Below are 23630 nucleotides of genomic sequence, written 5' to 3'. Positions count from 1 at the left end.
GAACCTATCATGACTGTACCTGGGCATGCAGCGCGCCCGGGTCTTCGCCGCGGTACAGCGCCTCGACCTGCGCGGCACGTCGCTGCAACACCGCACGCTGGTTGATCGAACCTTTGTCGGTGATCTCGCCGGCATCGATCGACGGCGGCTCGGCGAGCAACGACAACCATTCGATGCGGCTGGCATTACCCTGGGCATCACGGTTCAGGCGCTCCAGCCAGCCGGCGAACCAGTGGCGCACGGCCTCGCTGGCCAGTACCTCGGCATCGCTGGCCTCCTCGGCCAGACCCGCCAGTTGGCGGCACTCGGGCAGGCGCGGGAACACCAGCAGGCCGAGGCATTCCCGGTCCGGCGCAGTCACCACGATGTCCTGCACATAGGGCGAGCCTTCGAGCACCGCGCGGTTGCGCAGCGGGCCGACACTGACGAACACCCCGGAAGACAGCTTGAAATCCTCGGCGATGCGGCCATCGAACATCAGGCCTTGTTCAGGCTGTTCGGCATCGGCCAGCTTCAAGGCGTCGCCCGAGCAGTAGAAGCCCTCCTCGTCGAAGGCTTCGGCGGTCTGCTGCTGCGAGCGCCAGTAACCCGGCATGATGTGCGGCCCGCGGAACCGCGCCTCGAGCTTGCCGGCCTGGGGCACCAGCTTCACCTCGCAGCCCGGCGCCGGCAGGCCGACATAGCCGGCCATCGACAGCGGCCCAGTGGTGAAGGTGCACGACGGCGAAGCCTCGGTCATGCCCAGCCCGGCCATCATGCGGATACGCTCGCCACAATGCTGCTCGGCGATGCGGTCGAGGCGGTCCCAGACGCTCTGCGACAGGCCCGCGGCGGCGAAGAAGAACAGCTTGATGCGGGCGAAGAACACCTCGCGCAACGCGGCATCCTGCTCCAGCGCCTTGACCAGCTCTTCCCAGCCCTTGGGCACGGTGAGGTAGGCCGTGGGGGAAATCTCGCGCAGGTTGCGCAAGGTTTCAGCAAAGCCCTGGGGCGTCGGCTTACCCGCATCGAGGTAGAAACTGCCGCCGTTGTACAGCACGATGCCGAGGTTGTGGCTGCCGCCGAAGGTGTGGTTCCACGGCAGCCAGTCCACCAGCACCGGCGGCTCCTCGGCGAACACCGGGAAGGTCTGCAGGAGCATCTGCTGGTTGGCGCAGAGCATGCGCTGGGTGGTGATAACCGCCTTGGGCAGCTTGGTCGAGCCCGAGGTGAAGAGAAACTTGGCGATGGTGTCCGGCCCGGTGGCGGCGAATGCCGCATCGGCCGCTGCCAGGTCGCAAGGTTGCAGCAGGCTGTCGAAAGCCAGGTGACGACGGCCGGCAGCCTGGCCGCGCACGCTGATCACCGCGACCGAGTCGTCCAGCACCGCATCGAAAGCGCGCTGGAACGGCTGGCTGTCGCTGCCGAACACCAGCCCAGGGGTGAGCACCTCGCAGACATGCCGCAGCTTGGCGAAGTCCTGCGACAGCAGCGCGTAGGCCGGCGACACCGGGCAATACGGAATGCCCGCGTACATGGCGCCGAGGGCGATCTGCAGGTGCTCGATGTCGTTACCGGAAAACAACGCCAGCGGGCGTTCGGCGCTGAGGCCGAAACCCAGCAGGTTGGCGGCGATGGTGCGCACGTCGGCGAGCATCTGCGCGTAGCTGATCGCGCGCCAGGCACCCTCTGCCTGGCGCGCCGCGATGAAGGTAGTGTCGGGGCGCACGGCGGCCCAGTGCAGCAGGCGCTCGAGCAGACGCCCCGGCAGCGGCGCCAGAGGTTCGACGGGCTGCATGCGCAGCACGCCGTCGACCTGGCTGACCTGTACCTGGGGATGCCCGATGGCCACCTGGCGGTAGCGCGGACGTTGGCCAGGGTCGGTAGACCGTGAACGGGCTTCGGTATTCACGCAGGTTGCTCCTTGTTCTTGTTGTACATCCTGCCGCCGCCTGGCGGTGCAGGCGGCGGTGTTGTTGCGCGTTGCTGGACTAGATCGGGTAGTGCCGAGGGCCTTGCTGCAGGGTGACCCAGCGCAGTTGGGTGAACTGGTCGATGGCGGTGCGGCTGCCGAAGCTGCCGTAGCCGCTGGACTTGACCCCGCCGAAGGGCATCTGCGCCTCGTCGTGCACGGTCGGGCCGTTGATATGGCAGATGCCCGACTCGACCCGTTGCGCCAGGGCCAGGGCGCGGCTGGTGTCACGGCTGAAGATGGCCGAGGACAGGCCGAACTCCGAGTCGTTGGCCAGCGCCAGCAGCGCCTCGTCACCTTCTGCGCGCAGCACCACCGCCACCGGCCCGAACGACTCCTCGCGGTACAGCCGCATGCTGGCATCGACGTTGTCGAGCAAGGTCGGTTGCAGGATGCTGCCGTCCAGTTGGCCGCCGCACACCAGGCGCGCGCCCTTGGCCACGGCGTCGTCGATCAGCGCCTTGATGCGCTCGCCGGCCCCGGCGCTGACCAGCGAACCGAGCACCGAAGTGCTGGCCTGCGGGTCGCCGGCACGCAGCCCGGCGACCTTCACCGCCAGCTTGTCGACGAAGGCGTCGGCGATACGGCTGTCCACCACCAGGCGTTCGGTAGACATGCAGATCTGGCCCTGGTTGAAGTAGGCGCCGAAGGCCGCGGCCTCGACCGTGGCGTCCAGGTCGGCATCGTCGAGCACCAGCAACGGCGCCTTGCCGCCCAGTTCGAGCAGGGCCGGCTTGAGGTGGCGGGCAGCCAGCTCGCCGACGATACGCCCGACGTGGGTGGAGCCTGTGAAGTTGACGCGGCGTACCGCAGGGTTGGCGATCAGGCGCTCGACGATGGCCGGGGCATCTTCCGGGGCATTGCTGATGACGTTGACCACGCCGTCGCCAATGCCTGCGTCGTGCAGCACCTGGCCAATCAACCGGTGCACCGCCGGGCTCAGCTCCGAGGCCTTGAGCACCACGGTGTTGCCGCAGGCCAGCGGCATGGCGATGGCACGGGTGGCGAGGATCACCGGGGCGTTCCAGGGCGCGATGCCGAGCACCACGCCACAAGGCGCGCGCAGGGCCATGGCGAAGCTGCCGGGTACGTCGGAGGGAATCACCTCGCCGGTGATCTGCGTGGTCATGGCTGCAGCTTCACGCAGCATGTTGGCAGCCAGCTTGACGTTGAAGCCGTACCAGTTGGCCATGGCCCCGGTTTCGCCGGCAGCGGCGATGAACTCGCCGGCCCGTGCCTGCAACAAGTCGGCGCCGGCGAGCAGACGGCTGCGCCGCTCACCGGGCGCCAGCGCCGCCCAGGCCGGGAATGCCGCCTGCGCCGCGGCCACTGCCGCATCGGCATCGGCCAGGGTGGCAGCGGCCACTTGCGAAACCACCTCGTCGGTGACCGGGTTGCGGCGTTCGAAGGTTCGTCCATCGCTGGCAGGAAGCGACTGTCCGCCAATCAGCAAAGGCACCTGCAACATGCTCATTCCTCTTGTTGTCGTTATAGAGAAATACCTGCGGGCGCTGGCCGATGTCGCCAGCGCCCACCGCTGGATTCAGCGTTTGTAGGCTTGCAGACCGGGCTTGATGCTCTTGTCGTCGAGGAACTGCTTCATGCCCTGCTCACGGCCGCCGGTGGTGTCCAGCAGACGCGATTGGTCGAGCTTGGCGTAGAGGTAGTCCTCGTTCTGCTCCCAGGTCAGCTCGCGGCAACGCTTGAAGCCGTTTTTCGCGGCGCGCAGCACCACCGGGTTCTTTTCCAGCAGGTTCAGCGCCAGCGCGCGGGTGGTTTCACGCAGTTCGGCCAACGGCACGCTATCGTTCACCAGGCCCATTTCGGCGGCCTTGCGGCCATCGAAGGTCTTGCCGGTCATGATGTAGTACAGCGACTGTCGATGGCCAACGGTATCGGCCATGGCCTTGCTCACCAGGTTGCCCGGTGGGATGCCCCAGTTGATTTCCGACAGGCCAAAGGTGGCCTCGTTGGCGCAGATGGCCAAGTCGCATGCCACCAGTGGGCTGAAGCCACCGCCGAAGCACCAGCCGTTGACCATGGCGATGGTCGGCTTGGCGTACAGACGCAGCAGCTTCCATTGCCATTGCGAGGCTTCGCGGCGGATTTTTTCCTGGAGGATTTCCGGGCCGGCGTCCACCTCGCGGAAGTACTCCTTGAGGTCCATGCCGGCAGTCCAGGACTCGCCAGCACCGGTCAGCACCAGCACGCCGGCGTCAGCGTCCTGTTCCAGGGTTTCCAGCACGTCGACCATTTCCCGGTTCAGGGTCGGGCTCATGGCGTTGCGCTTTTCCGGGCGGTTGAGGGTGACCCAGGCGATGCCCGACTCCAGTTCGACCTTGACGGTGGTCCAGCGGCCTTCGTATTTGCTCATGGTTCTGCACTCTTGTTGTTCGAGGTGATGGGCTCAAGCTAATCGAGCAAAATAGTTATGTCAATTAACTATTATGAAAATTATCTTTCTTGCCTGGCAGGTTCAGCGCCTTTTTGGCCGTACCGCCTCTAGCCGGATGCGGCAAGGGCAGGCAAACTGGGTAACTTTCTTATTCATGACCGAGGAGCATGCACCCTGATGGCCAGGCCTGCCCGTACTGCCGACACCGCTTCCACCCCTGCCGCCGTGGGGGAAGGCGTCCTCGAAGAGTTGATCGGCTATGCGTTGCGTCGCGCCCAATTGAAGCTGTTCCAGAACCTTATCGCCCGGCTCTCCGCCTACGACCTGCGCCCGGCGCAATTCTCGGCGCTGGCGATCATCGAGCAGAACCCAGGGCTGATGCAGGCGGACCTGGCGCGGGCGCTGGCGATCGAGCCCCCACAGGTGGTGCCGATGCTCAACAAGCTGGAAGAGCGGGCCCTGGCGGTGCGGGTGCGCTGCAAGCCGGACAAGCGTTCGTATGGAATTTTCCTCAGCAAGGCGGGGGAAACCTTGCTCAAGGAGCTGAAGCAGATCGCCAGTGACAGCGATCGCGAGGCGACCTCGGCGTTGGATGATGAAGAGCGCGGGCAGTTGTTGCGGTTGTTGAGCCGGATCTATCAGGAGCCTCGGGGCTGAGCACAAAGTGTCTTGCTGACTGAACCGGCCCATTCGCGAGAGCCCACTCCCACAGGCTAAACGCTGACCCTTCAGGAGCGGATCTATCGGGGCGCCGGCCCGCGGCGAAAGCGGCGCCCTAATTAATCAAATCCACGATCATAGAATATACACGCCCCTCGCACTTAGCGTGCAATAGTTCCCTGCTTCTCAGGCATCTGCCACCAAATTCATCATCAGACACCGATTTCAAATGACGAGGACGTTTACAATCCAGACACCCCCGTTATTGTCACTCCGAAACGACACATCAGTATTCACAAGAGAGTAAAACCACAGTGAAGAGGACGATCGCTGATTTCACCGAGACGGAATTCCTTGAATTCGTTATCAAGATCGATGAGGTCGACTACCCATCGGACAGAGCTCACCTTAACGCGATCTTTGAGTTCGTACGCATCGCCGAACACCCTAAAAGATCCGATTTGCTCTGCTATCCCGACCCTGGAAAGGAAGGTCCGCGAGCGATCGTAGATGAAGTCAAAGCTTGGCGCGCAGCGAATGGCAAGCCCGGATTCAAATCCGAGTAAGTAAACCTTCGTTGCTGACAGCCTTGTCATCGCCACGCCGCGACAACCTATCGAGGTCCATAAGGAAATCAAACAGCGATGAACAAAAATATAACCGATTTCACTGAGAATGAGTTCCTTGAGTTTGTGATAAAAATTTACACAGTCGACTATCGTTCAGACAGAGGGCACCTCAACGCAATATTTGAATTTGAGCGGATCAGCGAGCACCCGAAAGGATCCGACTTATTCTCCTTCCCAGCCCCTGGGAAGGAGGGGCCACAGGCTATCATCGAGGAAGTCAAAGCTTGGCGCGCAGCCCATGGCAAGCCTGGCTTCAAACTTGAATAGCTCCTAACCTGCAAAACGTTAGAGCCCTGAAAAGAAGTTTCAGGGTTCTACTCACCTCGTACTCAACCTGATGCGTCAAGTTAGAGGCTAGCCCCGCGTCCCAAAACCCCAAAGACCAATCGACTCTTACTCACAACACAGATTACCAGCCGACTACCACAGCCCCGGAAGTCTCCTACAAGCAAATTTCCCCCACCTAATGCAAACTTAGCTCCCACCCATTATTTTCCACCTATCTCAGCCTTCCAAGGATCCTAGATAAATGGACCATACTACTCCCAAAATGCATCTCCGCCCTGAGCTTATCCCGCCTACGTTCGATGAACACTTACTCGCGCGCTTGACCGAGTTGGCCGAAGCTCTTGACGGTGGCGATCCAAAACAAACGGTCGAGCAGTTGGCCGAATTCAATCGACGTGCCTCAACGGCTATCGAGTTCATCGAATTTCAGGGAATTTACGGTGGCCAGGACCACGAAACATGGATCCGTGCGGTGCTATCCGCCCCATATGTACGTCGGATTCCAGACATCACTCATGATGAACTGGTAGAGCTAACCAGACGGGTCATGGAGGTCGATGGCGACGAGGCATCGTGCCATTTCTGGTTGATGCAACTAAAGTCTAACCTCTCGCCTCGTGTGAGCAATCTGATCTATTGGCCAGGCGAGTATTTCGGCCATAACGACTATGACAGAGATATGCCCCCTGAGAAGATTGTCGAAATCGCCATGCAGGATGAAGCAGGCATCAAGCGATGAAGATCGGCCTGCATGGCAGACGCGTATTCCGTTCCGTAACCTGGATTCAAGGCTGAGTAGTCATCTGTGGGAGCGGGCTTGCCCGCGAAGACCCCTCCTCGGTGCCTGGCACGGGCTGTGCCCGTGATCGCGGGGCAAGCCCGCTCCTACAGGCATTCAAGGCTGTGGTGCATCTGCGGGATCGGCCATTCCACCGACGCCTTGCCCCAAATCAAAAATACCCTCCGCGCAAAGTGTCACTCTGCCAGATACAGGGCTACCTTTGATGCAGCCCCCGACGGGCTCCATCCGCCCCAGCAACACTCAAGGAAGAGAGGTTCGCCATGGTCACCCCAGCGTCGCACCCAGCTGCCGGCCTCTGCGCCTACGCCCTCCCCTGGCTCCTCTCGCCCGTTCCACCCAACCCCGCACATGCGTCGAGCCGCCCATGACCCTGCTATCCGCTTTGCCCAGGAACAAACTCCTCCTCGCCGCCATCGCCGTCGGCGCCGCAGCGCTGGCCTGGTGGGGCTGGCAGCGGTTGGCCGTGAGCGGCCCCGGCGACGGCCTCGTCAGCGGCAACGGGCGCATCGAGGCCACCGAGATCGACGTCGCGACCAAGCTGGCCGGGCGTATCCAGGACATCCTGGTCAACGAAGGCGATTTCGTGAAGGCCGGCCAGGTGCTGGCCACCATGCAACTCGACACCTTGCAGGCCCAGCGTGACGAGGCCGAAGCCTCCTTGCGCCAGGCCGAGCATGCCGTCGCCGCCGCCCAAGCCCAGGTGGCCCTGCGTGAAAGCGATGCCGCTGCCGCCGAGGCCGTGGTGGTCCAGCGCGAAGCTGAACTGGACGCCGCCCAGCGCCGCTTCGGCCGTACGCAAATGCTGGCCAAGGAAGGCGCCACCTCGCAGCAGCAACTGGATGACGACCGCGCCACAGTGCGCGGCGCTCAGGCTGCCGTAGCCGCCGCCCGCGCCCAGGCCAGGGCCGCCAAGGCGGCGATAAACGCTGCCGAAGCCCAGCGCATCGGCGCCGAATCGGCAGTCGGCGCGGCCCAGGCCTCGGTCCAGCGCATCGATGCCGACATACGCGATAGCCAGCTCAAGACGCCTCGCAGCGGCCGCGTGCAGTTCCGCGTGGCCCAGCCTGGGGAGGTGCTAGGCGCCGGTGGCCGGGTGCTGAACGTGATCGACCTGTCCGATGTGTACATGACCTTCTTCCTGCCCAACGAAGTCGCCGGGCAGGTCGCCCTCGGCAGCGAGGTCCGCATCGTCCTCGACGCCGCGCCGAATACTCCGGTGCCCGCCACCGTGTCGTTCGTCGCCAGCGCCGCGCAGTTCACGCCCAAGACCGTGGAAACCGCCTCCGAGCGCCAGAAACTGATGTTCCGGGTCAAGGCGCAGATCCCGCCGGCGTTGCTGCAACGCTACCTGGAATACGTCAAGACCGGCCTGCCGGGCGTCGCCTGGGTCAAGCTCGACCCCGACGCCGAGTGGCCCGCGTCGCTGTCCTCGACGCTTACGGAGTAAGCCATGAGCGCATCGCCCCCCCGCTACGTGGCGCGGGTCGAGCATGTCGAACTGCGCTACGGCGCCACCCTGGCGCTGGATGACCTGAGCCTGGAGCTGCCCAGCGGGCGCATGGTCGGCCTGATCGGCCCGGACGGCGTCGGCAAGTCCAGCCTGCTGTCGCTGCTGGCCGGCGCCCGGGTGATCCAGAAAGGCCACATCGAGGTGCTGCAAGGCGACATGGCCAGCAAGCGCCACCGCGACGCCGTATGCCCGCGCATCGCCTACATGCCCCAGGGCCTGGGCAAGAACCTCTACCCCACGCTCTCGGTCGAGGAGAACCTGCAGTTCTTCGCCCGCCTGTTCGGCCATGGCGCCGCCGAACGCCGCAGGCGCATCGACGACCTGACCCGCAGCACCGGCCTGCAGGCCTTTCTCGCCCGCCCCGCCGGCAAGCTCTCGGGCGGAATGAAGCAGAAGCTCGGCCTGTGCTGCGCGCTGATCCACGACCCCGACTTCCTGCTGCTCGACGAACCCACCACCGGCGTCGATCCCCTGGCCCGTGCGCAATTCTGGGAACTGATCGATCGCATCCGCGGCGAACGCCCCGGCATGAGCGTGATCGTCGCCACCGCCTACATGGACGAAGCCCAGCGCTTCGACTGGCTGGTGGCGATGGACGACGGCCGTATCCTGGCCACCGGCACGCCCGGCGAACTGCTCGCCCGCACCGCCTGCCCGTCGCTGGAAGAAGCTTTCATCCAACTGCTGCCCGAGGACAAGAAACGCGGCCACAAACCGGTGGTGATTCCGCCGCTACAAGCCGATGAAGACGACATCGCCATCGAGGCCCAGGGCCTGACCATGCGCTTTGGCGACTTCACCGCCGTCGACCATGTGTCGTTTCGCATTCGCCGTGGCGAGATCTTCGGCTTCCTCGGTTCCAATGGCTGCGGCAAATCCACCACCATGAAGATGCTCACCGGCCTGCTGCCGGCGAGCGAAGGCCAGGCCTGGTTGTTCGGCAAGGAAATCGACCCCAAGGACATCGACACCCGCAGCCGGGTCGGCTACATGTCCCAGGCGTTCTCCCTCTACGGCGAACTGACCGTGCGCCAGAACCTGGTGCTGCACGCCCAACTGTTCCACGTTGCGGACGCAGAGGTTGCGGAGCGGGTGGAGGAAATGGTCGAGCGCTTCGGCCTCGCCCAGGTGCTCGACCGCCTGCCGGACGCCATTCCCCTGGGCATGCGCCAGCGCCTGTCGCTGGCCGTGGCGATGGTGCACAAGCCCGAACTGCTGATCCTCGACGAGCCGACCTCCGGCGTCGACCCGGTCGCCCGCGACAATTTCTGGACCTTGCTGGTGGAGCTGTCGCGGCGCGACAAGGTGACCATCTTCATCTCCACCCACTTCATGAACGAAGCCGAGCGCTGCGACCGCATGTCGATGATGCACGCCGGCAAGGTACTCGACAGCGACGCGCCGGCCAGGCTGGTGGAAAAACGCGGCGCCAGCAGCCTCGAGGAGGCCTTCATCGGTTATCTGATCGAGGCCAGCGGCGAGGCCGCCGCGCCCGCCGAAGCAGGCACCGACGAGGTGCCCGCCGAGCCAACGCCCCAGGCCGCCAAGCACAGTTGGTTCAGCCTGCAGCGCCTGCTCAGCTACAGCTGGCGGGAAACCCTGGAGCTCAAGCGCGACCCGATCCGCGCCACCCTCGCCCTGGCCGGCTCGCTGTTGTTGATGTTCGTGATCGGCTTCGGCATCAACATGGATGTCGAGAACCTCACCTACGCCGTGCTCGACCACGACCAGACCACCTTCAGCCACAGCTACACCTTGAGCCTGGAGGGCTCGCGCTACTTCGTCGAACGCCCACCACTGACCAGCTACGACGACCTCGACCGACGCATGCGCCGTGGCGAGATCGCCCTGGCCATCGAGATCCCGTCCGGTTTCGGCCGCGACCTGGTGGCCGGGCGCAACATACAAATCGGCGCCTGGATCGACGGCTCGATGCCGCAACGCGCCGAAACCGTGCAGGGCTACGTACAGGGCATCCACCAGCACTGGCTGCAGGAACAGACCCGCCACCTGCGCGGCGCTGGCGCCTCGGAGCTGGCCAGCATCCAGAGCCGCTACCGCTACAACCCCGACATCGCCAGCCTGCCAGCCATGGTGCCAGCGGTCATCCCGCTGCTGTTGCTGATGCTGCCGGCCATGCTCACGGCGCTGTCGGTGGTGCGCGAGAAGGAACTGGGCTCGATCCTCAACCTCTACGTCACGCCCATCACCCGCGCGGAGTTCCTGATCGGCAAGCAGTTGCCCTACATCCTCCTGGCGATGGTCAATTTCTTCTGCATGAGCCTGCTGGCGGTCACGGTGTTCGGCGTGCCGGTCAGCGGCAGCTACCCGACGCTGATGCTGGCGATGTTCATCTTCTGCATCATCTCCACCGGCATGGGCCTGCTCGCCTCCACCGTCACCAACAGCCAGATCGCGGCGATGTTCTTCGCCATGATCGGCACCATGCTGCCGGCTACCCAGCTGGCCGGCCTGCTCAACCCGGTGTCGTCGATGGAAGGCTTGGGCCGTTTGGTGGGTGAAGCCTACCCGGCCACGCACATGTTCAACATCAGCCGCGGCGTGTTCAGCAAGGCCCTGGGCTTCGACGACCTGCGCGGCGCGATCGGCAACCTGCTGCTGGCGGTACCGGTGATCCTCGGGGCCGCGGTGGCCTTGCTGAAGAAGCAGGAGCGATGACATGCGCAAGCTGAAGAACATACTGCGCCTGAGCCGCAAGGAGCTGTGGAGCCTGTGGCGCGACCCGGTGATGCTGATTCTGGTGGTGTACGTGTTCAGCGTGTCGATCTACACCTCTGCCACCGCCGTACCAGAAACCCTGCACAACGCCCCTATCGCCATCGTCGACGAAGACCACTCGCCGTTGTCCGCGCGGATCGTCTCGGCGTTCTACCCGCCGGAGTTCACCGTGCCGCGGATGATCAGCCTCGATGAGGTGGACCCCGGCATGAACAACGGCCAGTTCACCTTCGTGCTGAACATCCCGCCCAACTTCCAGCGCGACCTGCTGGCCGGCCGCGACCCGCAGATCCAGCTGAACATCGACGCCACGCGCATGAGCCAGGCGTTCACCGGCAATGGCTACATCCAGCAGGTGGTGATGGGCGAGGTCAACGAATTCGCCAGCCGCTATCGGGCCAACAGCGTGCTGCCGGTGGAGCTGGCGCTGCGCGCGCGGTTCAACCCGACGCTGGAAAAAGCCTGGTTCGGCAGCATCGCCGAGATCATCAATTCGGTAGCGATGCTGTCGATCATCCTCACCGGGGCGGCGCTGATTCGCGAGCGCGAGCACGGCACGATCGAGCACATCCTGGTGATGCCAGTGACGCCGGGGGAGATCATGGCCTCGAAGGTGCTGGCGATGGGGCTGGTGGTGCTGGTGGCCACCGCGCTGTCGCTGAACATCGTGGTGCGCGGCCTACTGCATGTGCCGATTCAGGGCTCCATCGGGTTGTTCCTGTGCGGGGTGGCGCTATGCCTGTTCGCGATGACCTCGATGGGCATCTACATGGCCACGCTGGCGCGCAGCATGCCGCAGTTCGGCTTGTTGCTGATGCTCACGCTGATGCCGATGAACATGCTCTCGGGTGGGCAGACGCCGCGCGAGAACATGCCGGAGCTGGTGCAGAACCTGATGCTGGCGGCGCCCACCACCCACTTCGTCAGCCTGGGGCAGGCGATCCTGTTCCGCGGCGCGGGGTTGGAGACGGTGTGGCAGCCGTTCCTGGCATTGCTGGTGATCGGCACGGTGCTGTTCGTGGTGTCGCTGCGCCGCTTCCGCCGGACCCTCAGCCAGATGGCCTGAATGCGGCCCCAGTCACGGCTTCATCAAGGGCTCGATGCCAATCCATTTCTTCACCGGGTGATAACAGAGCTTCAACGGTGGAATCTGCACCTTGTGCCCCTCCACCTCCAGCGCGCCCAGATTGATGGTCCACTTGGAGTCCGCATCGAACTTGTCGGTCTGGAAAATCACATACGTCGACCCGTAGCGCTTGTTGTTGGTGATCTTCGGAATGATCCGATGCACCTCGTCGCTATTGATATCGTAGGGCGAGGTCCGGGCGAACTGGGGTCTGAAGTTCGGGTAGTCATATGTCGGCCCCCCCAGGTACAGCTCGGGCCTGGCTTGCAACCGCGAGCCATCCTCGAAGGTGATGTAGGCCTGACGGCTGTCATACAGGATCGGCACCGGCGCCTCGCCTCGTCGCGAGCCGGACGCCGGCCGCTGCCGGCCTTCGTTGTAGGCGACCAGTTGCACGTAGAACTCCGGCCTGGGGTACTCCTCCCCCGGGTACTGGACATGCAGAACCTGCTGGAACGGCTCGTCGCTCCAGCGTGAGTCGTAGTCATAGAGATAGGTTTCCAGGTTGATCGTGCGCTCGCCGTTCGGCCCCGGCACCGTGAAGGCATGCTCGGTTTCACACAGGTCGGCATAGGCAGACCGTTCACGCTTCCAGGGAATGCAGGCGCTGAGCGAGGCGACGGCCAGCAACAGCAGGAGGGATCTTGCGCGCTTTGGATGGTTCATGACCTACCTTGGTCCAGTTGCCGAAAAGGACCTAGTGTCGAATCCCTGGCGGCAGATGTCCATGCTTGCGGTTTGATATGATCGTGGCTCGCTCATCAAAGGGAGTTGTCAGTGAAATCCGCTTTCATGTTTGTTTTGTCGCTCGCACCCTTGCTGTTGTTGTTCTATGCCATGCGCTACTACCGCAGCCGCTGGCGCGCCGGCATGGAACAGCGCTTCCAGAAAGCCCTGGATGGTCTACAGATTGGTAGCCATGTATTGCTGGTCGACAAGGTCACCGTGCCAAGCACGGACATCACTGCCGAGGTCTATCGCATCTTGCGCGATGATCGGGGTCATTACTTCCTGTACATGCGCACCGGCGATTCGATCGAGATTCTCAAGCCGCTGACCGAGGAGCGTGCCTTGCAGGCAGTCAAAGTATCTTGACCCATAGCGGGGGGCTGCAGCCAGCCCGATTGTGCTCCGACAAATGCGCCCTCCAGCGCCCCGAAGTCATACATGCGCCTGATTTCGGGCTGATTCAGTTGTGACTACATCCTCATCGGAACAGCCTTACAAGCGGGCAATGGCAAGGCTTTTCGCGTTGGGCCACAATCACTCGCCTCCACACGCCGAAAGGGTTTTGCATGCTCACCACACTCGCCATCGGCAACTACCGCTCGATCAATCACCTGGTGCTGCCGCTTGGCCAACTCAACCTGGTAACCGGCGCCAACGGTAGCGGTAAGTCCAATTTGTACAAGGCCCTGCGCCTGCTCGCCGAAACGGCGCAGGGTGGTGTGGTGGAGGCGCTGGCCCGTGAAGGTGGGCTGGACTCGACCTGGTGGGCTGGCCCGGAGGCCAGCCAGCGCATGCGCCGCGGTGAAGTGCCGATCCAAGGGCAGCACTCCAGCGAGGCCAAACGCCTGCGCCTGGGCTTTGCCACCGAGGATTTCGGTTTCGCCATTTCTCTCGGCCTGCCGCTGCCGTTACCCTACCCGACCGCGTTCATGCTCGACCCCGAGATCAAACGCGAAGCCATTTGGGGAGCGGGGGCCTATCGCCCTTCTTCTTTGCTGGTGGAACGCAAAGGGCCACTGGTGCGTGCCAGGGATGACCAAGGCTGGACGATCCTCGAACAACACGCCGACAGCGGCGAGAGCTTCTTCAACATCGTCGGCCGCCCACGCCAGGCCCCGGAGATCGGCGAACTGCGCGCGTACATCGGCAGCTGGCGGTTCTACGACCATTTCCGCATCGACCGCGAGGCGCCCTGCCGCCAGCCGCAACTGGGCACCCGTTCACCGGTGCTGCATCACGACGGTCGCAACCTCGCCTCGGCGTTGCAGACCATCATCGAGATCGGCGATGTCGAAGACCTCACCGAAGCCCTCGAAGACGCCTTCCCCGGCAGCCGGCTGGACATCGATGCGCCGCCCGGCGGCATGTTCAGCGTGCGTCTCCACCAGCAGGGGCTACTGCGGCCCCTGGGGGGTGCCGAATTATCGGATGGCACTTTGCGTTACCTGCTGTTGATGGCCGCTTTACTCACACCCCGACCACCATCGCTGATGGTGCTCAACGAACCGGAAACCAGCTTGCATGCCGACCTGCTCCCGGCGCTGGCACGGTTGATCATCCGCGCCTCGCAACGCAGCCAGGTCTGGGTGGTTTCCCACAGCAGGCACTTGATCGAGGCGCTGTCGGCCTGTGGTGAGTGCAATGTCCTGGAGCTGGAAAAAAACCAGGGGCAAACGCAACTGCGCGGCGTCGGCTTGCTGGACGAGCCGATGTGGCGCTGGATGGACTAAAGCCAGCGGCCCCACTCATCGGGCTGGCCATCGTCGCTGCCAGGTGGCGGATCCCAATCCGCCGGGGGCTGCGCCGACGCCTTGCTGGGTTTGTTCATACCGCTCAGAACTGCGGTGTATACCTCACGCTGAACATGACGTTGCGCGGATCGCCGTAGTAGTTGTTCGCGCTCACCGCCGCATAGGACGGCACGTAGTAGACCTTGTCGAAGATGTTGTTGAAGTTCACCGCCAGGCCGACTTCCTCGTTGAGCTTGTAGCCGATGCGCGCATTCCAGATGGTGAACCCTGGGGTGTCGAACTTGCGGTCGTAGGCCACGGTGCTGCTCTGGCTGTTGAAGCCACCGCCCACGCTGACCCGGCTGAAGTCACCCGGCAGGGTGTAGTCGGTCCACACGCGCACCGCGTGCTTGGGCGTCCAGGTGGAGAAGACCTTGCCTTCGTAGGTGTTGTCCTCGAGGAATTTGGTGGTGTTGTAGACGTAGCTCGCGGACGCTTGCAGCCCCGGCAGCACTTCACCGCTGATCTCTGCCTCCAGGCCCTGGCTGCGGACCTTGCCGGATGCCTCTGAGCAGTTCGAACCACCGCACAGCGATTCGGTGTTGAGGATCGGTACTGCACGGTTTTCCTGATCGTAACGGAACAACGCCAGCGACGTGTTCAGGCGCCCCTCATTCAGCTCGCCCTTCAACCCGACTTCGTAGTTGCTGCCGGTGATCGGTTCGATGGTCGAGCCGCCGACGCCAATCGCGCTCTGCGGAATGAACACATCGGCATAGCTGGCGTAGGCCGACCACTGCGGCGTGAGCGCATAGACCAGGCCGGCGTAAGGCGTGACCACGCCGTTGTTGGCCTTGGGGCTGCTGGAGTCGTAGCTGAAGACGTTGCTCTGGTAGACCTGGGCCTCGTAGTCGTACTGATACCAGCTGGTGCGCCCGCCGAGGATCAGCGTGAGCGGATCGGTCAGCTTGATGCGCCAGGTACCGTAGATGCCCTTCTGCTCAATCTTGTACTGGCTGTCGGTACGCGTGCCGCGCGCCGCGATGCTGTCGTAGTTCTCGTACGCCAGGTGGTTGTCCAGGTCGAATATGTTCGCCCCGCTGCTGCGCACCACCGCCATGGTGTTGTCGCTGGTGTAGCGCGAATAGTTGGCCCCGAGCACCACTTCCTGGTCGAAGCCGAAACCGCTGAAATCACCGTCGACGAACAGGTCGAGGCCGCGGCTGTGCGAATTGAAGTCGGTTGCATAGCGCCAGTTGGCCACCCCGCTGCCGTCGTCCGCCACGCCGGTCGGTGCGACGATGTAGGCGTAGGTCATCTCGTTGCGCTCGTTGATACCCACAGCGGCGGTCTTGAACTTCCAGTGGTCGTTGATGCGGTGCTCGAGGTCCACGTACACGGCCAACTGCTCGGTCATGCCGCGGTTCCAGTCGGAACCCGTGTAGGTCGAGCGGGACAGGCCGATGTCGCGGCCATCACTGTAGCGTGGCAGGCCGGCGACCATGGGCGTGAAGCGGGTCTTGCGGTCGCTGATGCCGACACCCAGGGTGGTGTCGTCCGAGAGGTCGAAGTCCAGCGCGCCATACACCTTCTGCTCCCAGCTGCCGACCTGGTCGATGAACGAGTTGCGCGTATCGTAGTCGGCCACGAAGCGGCCACGCACGGTACCGGCGTCGTTCAACGGGCCACCGATGTCGGCCTGGGTAGCGTAATGATCCCAGGAGCCGGCCTGGGCGGTCAGGGTCACGATGGGCCTGGCCTGGCCACGCTTGCGCACCAGGTTGACCGCGCCGCCCGGGCTGTTGGCGCCCTGCAACAACGCGGCACCGCCGCGCAGCAACTCCACACGATCATAGAACGCCGTTGATTCGGTGAGGTAGCTGCCCAGGGCATAGATGCCACGGGTCATCGGCACGCCGTCGTACTGCAGGGTTTCGATCTCGAAGCCGCGCGAGGTGATGAAGCCACCCGTGCCGGGGCTCTTGGCGAAGGTCATGCCGGTGGCGTTGGCGAACAGGTCGGGCAGGTCCTTGATGTTCTGGTCGTCCAGCCGCTTGCGGGTCATGACCGTGACACTTTGCGGGATGTCCTTGAGCTTGTGCTCGCCCTTGCCGATGGTCACCGCGCCAGTGGTGTATGACCCCGTCCCTTCGGTGGTGGCGCCCAGCACCTGCCCGGTAATGCTGGTAGCCCCGAGCACCACCGCCCCCTCGCTCTGCCCGCCCGCAACCAGCAGGTACACGCCGTTGGCCTGGCGCACCGCCTGCAGGTCGCTGCCGGCGAGCAGCGTGGCAAAGCCAGTGTCGACGCTGTAGCTGCCCTTGAGCCCGGCGGATCGCCGCCCTTCGGTGCTGGCGCCGTCGAACGACAGCACTACGCCGGCAGCGCTGGCGAACTGGCCGAGGTTCTCGGTCAACGAACCTGGCGCGATGTCGTAGCTGCGGGTCTGCTCGTATGGCGCCTGCGCGGCCACGGCATTGCCTGCCCCCATGCACATCGCGGCCAAGGCCAGGTGTACCGCCATTGCCAATGCTGGATGCGAGTGTCGCGTGCTGCTCATGTTTCCCTCCCCAGGAACATTCAAGTGAACATCTGGGAGGAAAAGCCGAACGAGCCGCCAGCAAAGTGCAACGAGCCGAAGATTTTTTTCATCTGCAGGTGGCGGTCAGCGGTTCGGCACCACCGTCACCCAGTATCGCGTGCGCCGTTGCACCTTGAGCGGGAACGCACTTTCCAAGGCGGTCAGCGCCAGGTCGGTGTCGGTGATGGGGAACGCGCCGGAGATCTTCATCCGCGCCACTGCAGGGTCGCAACCCAGCAGCCCCGGACGATATCGCGCCAGTTGCTCCAGCAGTTGGGCAAGTGGTGTATCGATGGCCACGAGGCTGCCTTGCGCCCAAGCCGCCACGCTGGCGTCGTTGGCCCGTAGCGGGCCGACTCCTTGCGGCCCGAATGCGGCGCGCTGGCCTGCTTCCAGGCGCACGGCGCGCATGTCACCGGCAGAGACCTCGACAGCCTTCTCCAGCACCGCCACCTCACTGCCGTGGTCGTTGACACTGACCAGAAAGCGAGTCCCCAGCGCGAGCACGCGACCATCGCGCGTCTCCACCCTGAACGGCCGTGCGCTGACATCGCCGGCAGTGCTGATCAACACCTGGCCACGGCGCAGCAGCAGGCGCCGCTGCTGGCCATCGAAGCGTTGATCCACGGCAGTGTCCGTGTCCATCAGCATCTGGCTGCCATCGGCCAGCCGCACGGCGCGCTGTTCACCGACGCCCGTGCGGTAGTCGGCAGTCCAGGCCTGGCGGGTATCGCTGCGCCAGCCAAGGCCGCCGAGCACACCACCGCCCAGCAGCACGGCCAAGCCATACAACACCTGCCGGCGGGTCTGTCCGGCGCCGAGCAGGGTCGAAGCGGCAAGGCGCCCGGGCAGGCCCGCAAAGCGCTCGCTGACCGCCTGCATACGCTGCCAGGCCTCACGGTGCAGCGGGTCACTGTCGTACCAGCACTGCCAGCGCGCCTGTTCTTCGGCGCTGGCCGCCTGCATCGACAATCGCGCATACCAGCGTGCCGCCTCGCGAACGGCCTGGCGCTGCAGCGCGCTCGGCGCATGGCTCACGCGTGCGACTCCCACTGCATCAGGCACACATGCTCCATGGCCTTGGCCATGTGGTTGTTCACCGTGCGTAGCGAAATACCCAGACGTTCGGCGATCCGCGCGTAGGCCAGGCCTTCGAGCTGCGCCAGCACGAACACCTCGCGCACCTTGGCGCCAAGGCCGGTGAGCATGCGGTCGAGTTCGACCAGGGTCTCGAACATCATCGCCTGGGCTTCGCAACTGGGCACGTGCTCCGGCGGCAGGCTGGCCAGGGCCTCAAGGTAGGCCTGCTCCAGCGAGCGACGGCGGAACAGGTCGATCATCAGGCCCTTGGCGACCTTGGACAGGTAGTGCCGCGGCTGACGGATCTCCTCGGCCGTACGCGCCCTGAGCACCTTGACGAAGGTGTCCTGCACCAGATCCGCGGCATCGCAGTGGTTGCCCATGCGCTTGCGCAACCAGCCGAGCAACCACGGGCTGTGTTCGACGTACAACGTGCCGACGGAGGTAGAGGCAGACGAGTCGGCCGACATGGCGCTTATCTCAAATGGGAATTGCTCTTATTATTGTTTGGCCGTGACAACCCTGGCAACAGCGGATTGTGAAAAGATCGCCGGACCTCACGACCTGAGGTCGGACGACGCATCGATGCTCGCGAGAAACGCCCGAGCTTGCCGATTGGAGCGCAGCTGGACCACCTGGCAGGCCGATGGCGCATTGGCGACCAGGCGTTGCATCGCAGCGCGAGACGACGTTCTGGTGCGCCACATGAAGCGGAAGAACTCCGGCAAGTGGTCCAGCCGCTCAGGGCAGTTCTCAGGCAGGTCTGGTCGGGTGCTGCCGTGCTGCGTCAGGGTCCTGAGCAACACTCGCCAGAACCGCAGCGGCGTCGAGCGATCGATCCAGATCAGCAGATCCGCGCGAGCGATGCGGTTGTTCCAGGTGGCGGAGTGGCCACCCTCGAATATCCAGCGCTCACCGGCCTCGACCTCGTGGCACAGGCGTGTCTTTTCATCCCGGCTGCGCTCGACCCACCCCGGCTGCCAGTGAATCGTGTCGATATGCACGACCGGCAGGCCCGTGCGTTCGCCAAGCCTGCGCGCCAATGTGCTCTTCCCGGACCCTGGCTGGCCAACGATCATCACCCGTTGCATGAGAGGCTCCTTCTCGCGATGCATGCTGATTTTTGGGGGCGCGATTGTACGGCACTGGGCCGTTCGGTCAACTGTGCGAGGGTCACGGCCATTCAGATCGCTTCGCCTTGCACACTGCGTTTCACTTCGGCTGCATGGCAAACCCGACGCCGAAGCGGTTCCAGGCGTTGATCGCGGCGATGACGAAGGTCAGCTCGGACAGCTCCTGCTCATTGAAGTGCACCGCGACATCTTCGTAGATTTCGTCCGGCGCGTGCTTCTGCGCCACCAGGGTCAGCGTCTCGGTCCACAGCAACGCCGCGCGTTCACGGGCATCGAAGAATGGTGTCTCCTTCCAGGCACTCAACGCCATCAGGCGCCGGGGCGTCTCACCCGCCTTCAGTGCATCGGCCGTGTGCAGGTCGATGCAGTATGCGCAGCCGTTGATCTGTGAAGCGCGGATGCGCACGAGTTCGCGCAGCGGTGCGGGAAGCACCGATTGCGAGGTGGCTTTTTCCAGGCCCAGCATCGCCTTCATCGCCTGTGGGGCGGCGTCGTAGTAGTTGATACGGGTGTTACGCATGGGAAATTCTCCGTCAGTGGTGCCACAAGGTTGTGAGCTGGAGGCGACTGTAGGGGAAGCGGGAACTCGGATAAACTGGTTCAAATCGGTTTATCAGTACGAGAACTCGCACAATGGCATTGGATCGATTGGAAGCCATGCGCGCCTTCTGCCGGATCGTCGAAGTCGGCAGCTTCAGCGCGGCAGCCGAGTCGCTGGGGGTGGCCAAGACCACGATTTCCGGGCAGGTGCAGGCTTTGGAAACGCTACTGGGTATCAAGCTGCTGCATCGCAGCACGCGCAAGGTCTCGCCGACCACCGAAGGCGCCGCGTACTACCAGCGGGCGCGCGCGGTCATCGATGACGTCGACGAGCTGGAGGCCTCGGTTGCGCAGAGCCGCAATGTGGTGCGGGGTCGCGTACGCATCGAGATGCCCTCGCCCGTCGGGATCTGGTTCGTGGTGCCGGCGCTGGGTGATTTCACGGCGCGCTTTCCCGAGATTCACCTCGACATCGGCTGCAGCGAGCGGGTCGTCGACCTGGTCCAGGAAGGGGTCGACTGCGCCATTCGGGGTGGGGTGATTGCCGACCAGGACCTGGTGTGCCGCCCCATCGGCCAGATGCGCTTTTGCTTCTGCGCCTCACCTGCCTACCTGGCGAGCGCTGGCCCCCTGCAGTCGCCTGCGGATCTGCACAGGCACAAGCACTTCGGCTTCAAGTTTCCGGCCACCGACAGGCGTTTCGTCCCTGTGCTGACGCGGGGCGAGCAACGTTTCACCCTCGACCAGCCGCCAAGCATGTACTTCAACAATGGCAGCGCCACAGCCGCAGCGGCGGTCGCCGGGCTTGGCGTCGCCTTCCTGCCCGCAGCTGCAGCCAAGCCGCACTTCACCAGCGGCGCCCTGGTTCAGGTGTTGTCGGACTGGCAGATGGCGAGCATGCCGCTGTCCGTCGTGTTCCCCTACACGCGTCACCTTTCGGCAAGGGTCAGGGCCTTCACCGACTGGGTGACGACGCGCATGGCCAACGACCCGCTGTGGTCGCTATGACAAAGCTGACGCGCGCCCTCAGCCCACCCCATAACCAAAGATCGACTTCGTCTCCAAATACTCTTCGAACCCATGCACCCCCCACTCCCGCCCATTGCCGGACTGCTTGTACCCGCCAAACGGCGCACCGTTGTCGGCCTTGCTGCCGTTGAGATGAACCATGCCGGTCCGCAAACGGCGGGCCACCACGCGGGCTCGTTGCGGGTCGCCCGCGGTCACGTAGCCAGACAGCCCATAGGTGCTGTCATTGGCCAGCGCAATGGCTTGCTCTTCGGTGTCATACGGCATGATCGCCAGCACCGGGCCGAACACTTCCTCACGGGCGATGGTCATGTTTGAAGTGATATCCGCAAACACCGTAGGTTGGACGAAGTAGCCGACCTCGGCACTCCCCGGGCGGCCAACGCCGCCACAGACCAGGCGGGCACCCTGCTCGATGGCCGCCCCGATCATGCCCTGGACCCGCAGGTACTGCGCAGCGTTGGCCAGCGGCCCCATGCTGGTGGCAGCATCGCTGTCGTCGAAACATACCTGGGCGGCAACCTCGCGGGCGATCCCGATGGCCTGTTGCTGACGCTCACGCGGCACCAGCAACCGCGTTGGCGCATTGCACGACTGGCCGCTGTTGCGCATGCAGGCACTGACGCCATGGCGCACCGCCGCCTCGAAGTCGGCATCTTCCAGGATCAGGTTGGCCGACTTGCCGCCCAGTTCCAGCGAGACCCGCTTCACCGTATCGGCCGCCGCCTTGGATACCGCGACACCCGCCACGTTGGACCCCGTGAACGAGACCATGTCGATCCCTGGATGCCGGGCAATCCGGTCACCCACTGTGATGCCATCGCCATTGACCAGGTTGAACACGCCGGCCGGAACGCCAGCCTGATGGAGGATATCGGCCAATAGCATGGCCGAAAGCGGCGCCCGCTCACTGGGCTTGAGCACCACGGTGCAACCGGCGGCCAACGCCGGGGCGACCTTGCAGGTGAGCTGGTTGAGCGGCCAGTTCCACGGTGTGATCAACCCGCAGACGCCGATCGGTTCGCGGGTGATCAAGGTCGTGCCGTGCAGGCGGTCGAAGCTGTAGTCGCGCAGCACCTCATAGGCACGCTGCAGATGGCCGAGCCCGGCAGGGACATGGGCGCTGCGGGCCAGCGACAGCGGCGCGCCCATCTCCTGGTGCACCACCTGGGCCAGCTCCTCGCTGCGTTGGCGATAGCCCTCGATGATCGCCGCCAGCAATGCCAGGCGTTGCTCACGGGTCCATTGCGAATACTGGACAAAGGCGCGCTGGGCAGCCGCCACGGCACGGTCGACATCACCACTGTTACCCAGGCTGATGCGGCTGAAGGGCTGCTCGTCGTGGGGGTCTAACAACGCCAGGGTCGGCCGCCCAAGCGGCGTTTCCCAGCGGCCATCGATGTAGAAATCCAGTGGGTTCATGCCGCGCGCTCCAGCGCACGGCGCAAGGTGTCGAAGATCAGGCCAATCTGTTCGCTGGAGACGATCAGGGGCGGCGACAGCACGATGTTGTCACCGGAGGCGCGCACCAGCACGCCGTCCTCGAAACACAGGCGCGCCACTTCTGCAGCCGGAGCCCCGCGCAATTCCACCGCGCATAGCAAGCCGATCGCCCGCACGTCCTGGACCAGCGGGTGACCGCGTAAAGCCAGCGCCGCAGCCTGCCAGGCCGGCGCCACTGCCTGGACATGGGCGTTGATCGCCAGTTCCTGGTGAACCGCCAAGGTCGCAAGGCCGGCTGCACAGGCCAACGGGTGGGCCGAATAGGTGTAGCCATGCATCAGCTCGATGGCCGCCGCTGGGCCATGCATGAACGCCTCGTACACCGCACCACTGACCAGCACGCCACCCATGGGCACTGCCCCATTGGTCAGCCCCTTGGCGGTGGTCAGCAGGTCTGGCAGCACGCCGAACGCCTGGGCAGCGAATGGCTCGCCCAAGCGCCCGAAGCCGGTGATCACTTCGTCGAAGATCAGCAGCACGCCATGTCGGTCGCAGAGTTCGCGCAGCCGTTGCAGGTAGCCCAGGGGCGGTGCGTACACACCACCGGAGCCGGTCACCGGCTCGACGATTACCGCCGCGACCGTGGCCGGGTCGTGCACTTCGAACAGTTGCAGCAAGGCCTCGGCGTAGTCGGCCCCCTGCTGCGGCTGCCCGGCACTGAAGCGCATGCTGGCGTCGTAGGGCAATGGCAGGTGCGCGACGTCGCCCAGCAGCGGGCCGAAATCGCGCTTCTGGCGCCCGATACCCGACACCGACAACCCGCCGAAGCCCATGCCGTGGTAGCCCTTGGCGCGGCCAACCAGCTTGGTCCGACGACAGTCACCGCGGGCCTGGTGGTAGGCCCGGGCGATCTTCAACGCGGTGTCCACAGCCTCGGAGCCGGAGTTGGTGAAAAACACCTTGTCCAGGCCATCCGGGGCCAGCTCGACCAGCGCATCGGCCATGCGCAAGGCATCGGGGTGGCTCATCTTGAACGACGAGACAAAGTCCAGGCGCCCCGCCGCTTCACGAATCGCCTCGACGATACGCGGCTGGCCGTGGCCGGCATTGACACACCAGAGGCCGGCCATGGCGTCCAACACTGGGCGCCCCTCGGGGGTGAAGTAGTACATGCCCTCGGCGCGCTCGAACAGCATCGGCTGGCGGGCGAAATCGCGCATTGGGGTGAAGGGGGCCCACAGGCCGGTGTGCAAAGGCTGAGTCAT

Annotated in this window: 22 protein-coding genes; 11 read left to right on the top strand and 11 right to left on the bottom strand. The window is 64.3% G+C overall.

Going from position 1 to position 23630, the window contains the following annotated elements:
* Window positions 1-7 precede the first annotated feature (7 nt).
* The 3 genes from IAE37_RS23590 to IAE37_RS23580 form a co-directional block, all read right to left on the bottom strand.
* Window positions 8-1891: a feruloyl-CoA synthase gene (locus tag IAE37_RS23590; protein WP_201177438.1), complete on the bottom strand. Its 1884-nt coding sequence runs from the start codon at window positions 1889-1891 to the stop codon at window positions 8-10.
* Between the two features lie 79 nt (window positions 1892-1970).
* Window positions 1971-3419, bottom strand: a complete 1449-nt coding sequence (locus tag IAE37_RS23585; protein ID WP_201177437.1) for an aldehyde dehydrogenase — start codon at window positions 3417-3419, stop codon at window positions 1971-1973.
* A 75-nt stretch (window positions 3420-3494) separates the two neighbouring features.
* A complete protein-coding gene (locus IAE37_RS23580; protein ID WP_201177436.1) occupies window positions 3495-4325 on the bottom strand; it encodes a p-hydroxycinnamoyl CoA hydratase/lyase in 831 nt (276 codons plus the stop codon).
* A gap of 198 nt (window positions 4326-4523) precedes the next feature.
* Here IAE37_RS23580 and IAE37_RS23575 point away from each other — a divergent pair, with 198 nt between their 5' ends.
* From IAE37_RS23575 to IAE37_RS23545, 8 genes are all read left to right on the top strand, one after another.
* Window positions 4524-5003 carry a MarR family winged helix-turn-helix transcriptional regulator gene (locus IAE37_RS23575; RefSeq protein ID WP_201177435.1) on the top strand — a complete coding sequence of 160 codons (480 nt, stop codon included), beginning with the start codon at window positions 4524-4526 and terminating at the stop codon, window positions 5001-5003.
* Between the two features lie 174 nt (window positions 5004-5177).
* Window positions 5178-5324, top strand: coding sequence for a hypothetical protein (locus tag IAE37_RS29300; protein ID WP_442967861.1), 147 nt, complete (start codon window positions 5178-5180; stop codon window positions 5322-5324).
* Window positions 5321-5572 (top strand): bacteriocin immunity protein, encoded by a 252-nt coding sequence (locus IAE37_RS23570; RefSeq protein ID WP_201177434.1) that lies wholly within the window; start codon window positions 5321-5323, stop codon window positions 5570-5572. The genes IAE37_RS29300 and IAE37_RS23570 overlap by 4 nt, the downstream gene beginning before the upstream one ends.
* Window positions 5573-5650: 78 nt before the next feature.
* On the top strand, window positions 5651-5902 hold the full coding sequence (locus IAE37_RS23565) for a bacteriocin immunity protein (protein WP_201177433.1): 252 nt from the start codon (window positions 5651-5653) through the stop codon (window positions 5900-5902).
* Window positions 5903-6164: 262 nt separating this feature from the next.
* Entirely contained in the window at window positions 6165-6662 is a 498-nt protein-coding gene (locus IAE37_RS23560) for a hypothetical protein (protein WP_236410124.1), read from the top strand.
* Between the two features lie 427 nt (window positions 6663-7089).
* Window positions 7090-8172: an HlyD family secretion protein gene (locus IAE37_RS23555; protein ID WP_201177431.1), complete on the top strand. Its 1083-nt coding sequence runs from the start codon at window positions 7090-7092 to the stop codon at window positions 8170-8172.
* A gap of 3 nt (window positions 8173-8175) precedes the next feature.
* On the top strand, window positions 8176-10914 hold the full coding sequence (gene rbbA / locus IAE37_RS23550) for a ribosome-associated ATPase/putative transporter RbbA (protein ID WP_201177429.1): 2739 nt from the start codon (window positions 8176-8178) through the stop codon (window positions 10912-10914).
* A 1-nt stretch (window position 10915) separates the two neighbouring features.
* Window positions 10916-12040: an ABC transporter permease gene (locus IAE37_RS23545; RefSeq protein ID WP_201177427.1), complete on the top strand. Its 1125-nt coding sequence runs from the start codon at window positions 10916-10918 to the stop codon at window positions 12038-12040.
* Window positions 12041-12052: 12 nt separating this feature from the next.
* Here IAE37_RS23545 and IAE37_RS23540 read toward each other — a convergent pair whose 3' ends face one another.
* Window positions 12053-12766, bottom strand: a complete 714-nt coding sequence (locus tag IAE37_RS23540; RefSeq protein ID WP_201177425.1) for a hypothetical protein — start codon at window positions 12764-12766, stop codon at window positions 12053-12055.
* Window positions 12767-12892: 126 nt separating this feature from the next.
* Here IAE37_RS23540 and IAE37_RS23535 point away from each other — a divergent pair, with 126 nt between their 5' ends.
* On the top strand, window positions 12893-13195 hold the full coding sequence (locus tag IAE37_RS23535) for a hypothetical protein (protein WP_201177423.1): 303 nt from the start codon (window positions 12893-12895) through the stop codon (window positions 13193-13195).
* A 200-nt stretch (window positions 13196-13395) separates the two neighbouring features.
* Window positions 13396-14559, top strand: coding sequence for an AAA family ATPase (locus tag IAE37_RS23530; protein WP_201177421.1), 1164 nt, complete (start codon window positions 13396-13398; stop codon window positions 14557-14559).
* Between the two features lie 103 nt (window positions 14560-14662).
* Here the strand turns inward: IAE37_RS23530 and IAE37_RS23525 are convergent, their stop codons facing one another.
* The 5 genes from IAE37_RS23525 to IAE37_RS23505 all read right to left on the bottom strand — a co-directional run bounded on the left by IAE37_RS23525 (window position 14663) and on the right by IAE37_RS23505 (window position 19873).
* Window positions 14663-17119 (bottom strand): TonB-dependent receptor, encoded by a 2457-nt coding sequence (locus IAE37_RS23525; RefSeq protein ID WP_201177419.1) that lies wholly within the window; start codon window positions 17117-17119, stop codon window positions 14663-14665.
* 105 nt (window positions 17120-17224) lie between these two features.
* A complete protein-coding gene (locus IAE37_RS23520; RefSeq protein ID WP_201177418.1) occupies window positions 17225-18178 on the bottom strand; it encodes a FecR domain-containing protein in 954 nt (317 codons plus the stop codon).
* Window positions 18175-18690 carry a sigma-70 family RNA polymerase sigma factor gene (locus IAE37_RS23515; protein WP_201177417.1) on the bottom strand — a complete coding sequence of 172 codons (516 nt, stop codon included), beginning with the start codon at window positions 18688-18690 and terminating at the stop codon, window positions 18175-18177. Before IAE37_RS23515 ends, IAE37_RS23520 begins: the two co-directional genes overlap by 4 nt.
* Window positions 18691-18777: 87 nt before the next feature.
* Window positions 18778-19311 carry an AAA family ATPase gene (locus IAE37_RS23510; protein ID WP_201177416.1) on the bottom strand — a complete coding sequence of 178 codons (534 nt, stop codon included), beginning with the start codon at window positions 19309-19311 and terminating at the stop codon, window positions 18778-18780.
* Window positions 19312-19432: 121 nt separating this feature from the next.
* Window positions 19433-19873, bottom strand: a complete 441-nt coding sequence (locus tag IAE37_RS23505) for a carboxymuconolactone decarboxylase family protein (protein ID WP_201177415.1) — start codon at window positions 19871-19873, stop codon at window positions 19433-19435.
* A 113-nt stretch (window positions 19874-19986) separates the two neighbouring features.
* Here IAE37_RS23505 and IAE37_RS23500 point away from each other — a divergent pair, with 113 nt between their 5' ends.
* Window positions 19987-20901 carry a LysR substrate-binding domain-containing protein gene (locus tag IAE37_RS23500; protein ID WP_201177414.1) on the top strand — a complete coding sequence of 305 codons (915 nt, stop codon included), beginning with the start codon at window positions 19987-19989 and terminating at the stop codon, window positions 20899-20901.
* 18 nt (window positions 20902-20919) lie between these two features.
* Here IAE37_RS23500 and IAE37_RS23495 read toward each other — a convergent pair whose 3' ends face one another.
* Complete coding sequence (locus IAE37_RS23495; protein ID WP_201177412.1) at window positions 20920-22344, bottom strand: aldehyde dehydrogenase family protein; 1425 nt, start codon at window positions 22342-22344, stop codon at window positions 20920-20922.
* Entirely contained in the window at window positions 22341-23630 is a 1290-nt protein-coding gene (locus tag IAE37_RS23490) for an aminotransferase class III-fold pyridoxal phosphate-dependent enzyme (protein ID WP_201177410.1), read from the bottom strand. Before IAE37_RS23490 ends, IAE37_RS23495 begins: the two co-directional genes overlap by 4 nt.

Source organism: Pseudomonas sp. S31 (genome assembly GCF_016648105.1).
GTDB lineage: Bacteria > Pseudomonadota > Gammaproteobacteria > Pseudomonadales > Pseudomonadaceae > Aquipseudomonas.
This window is presented reverse-complemented; position numbering and strand designations above follow the sequence as displayed.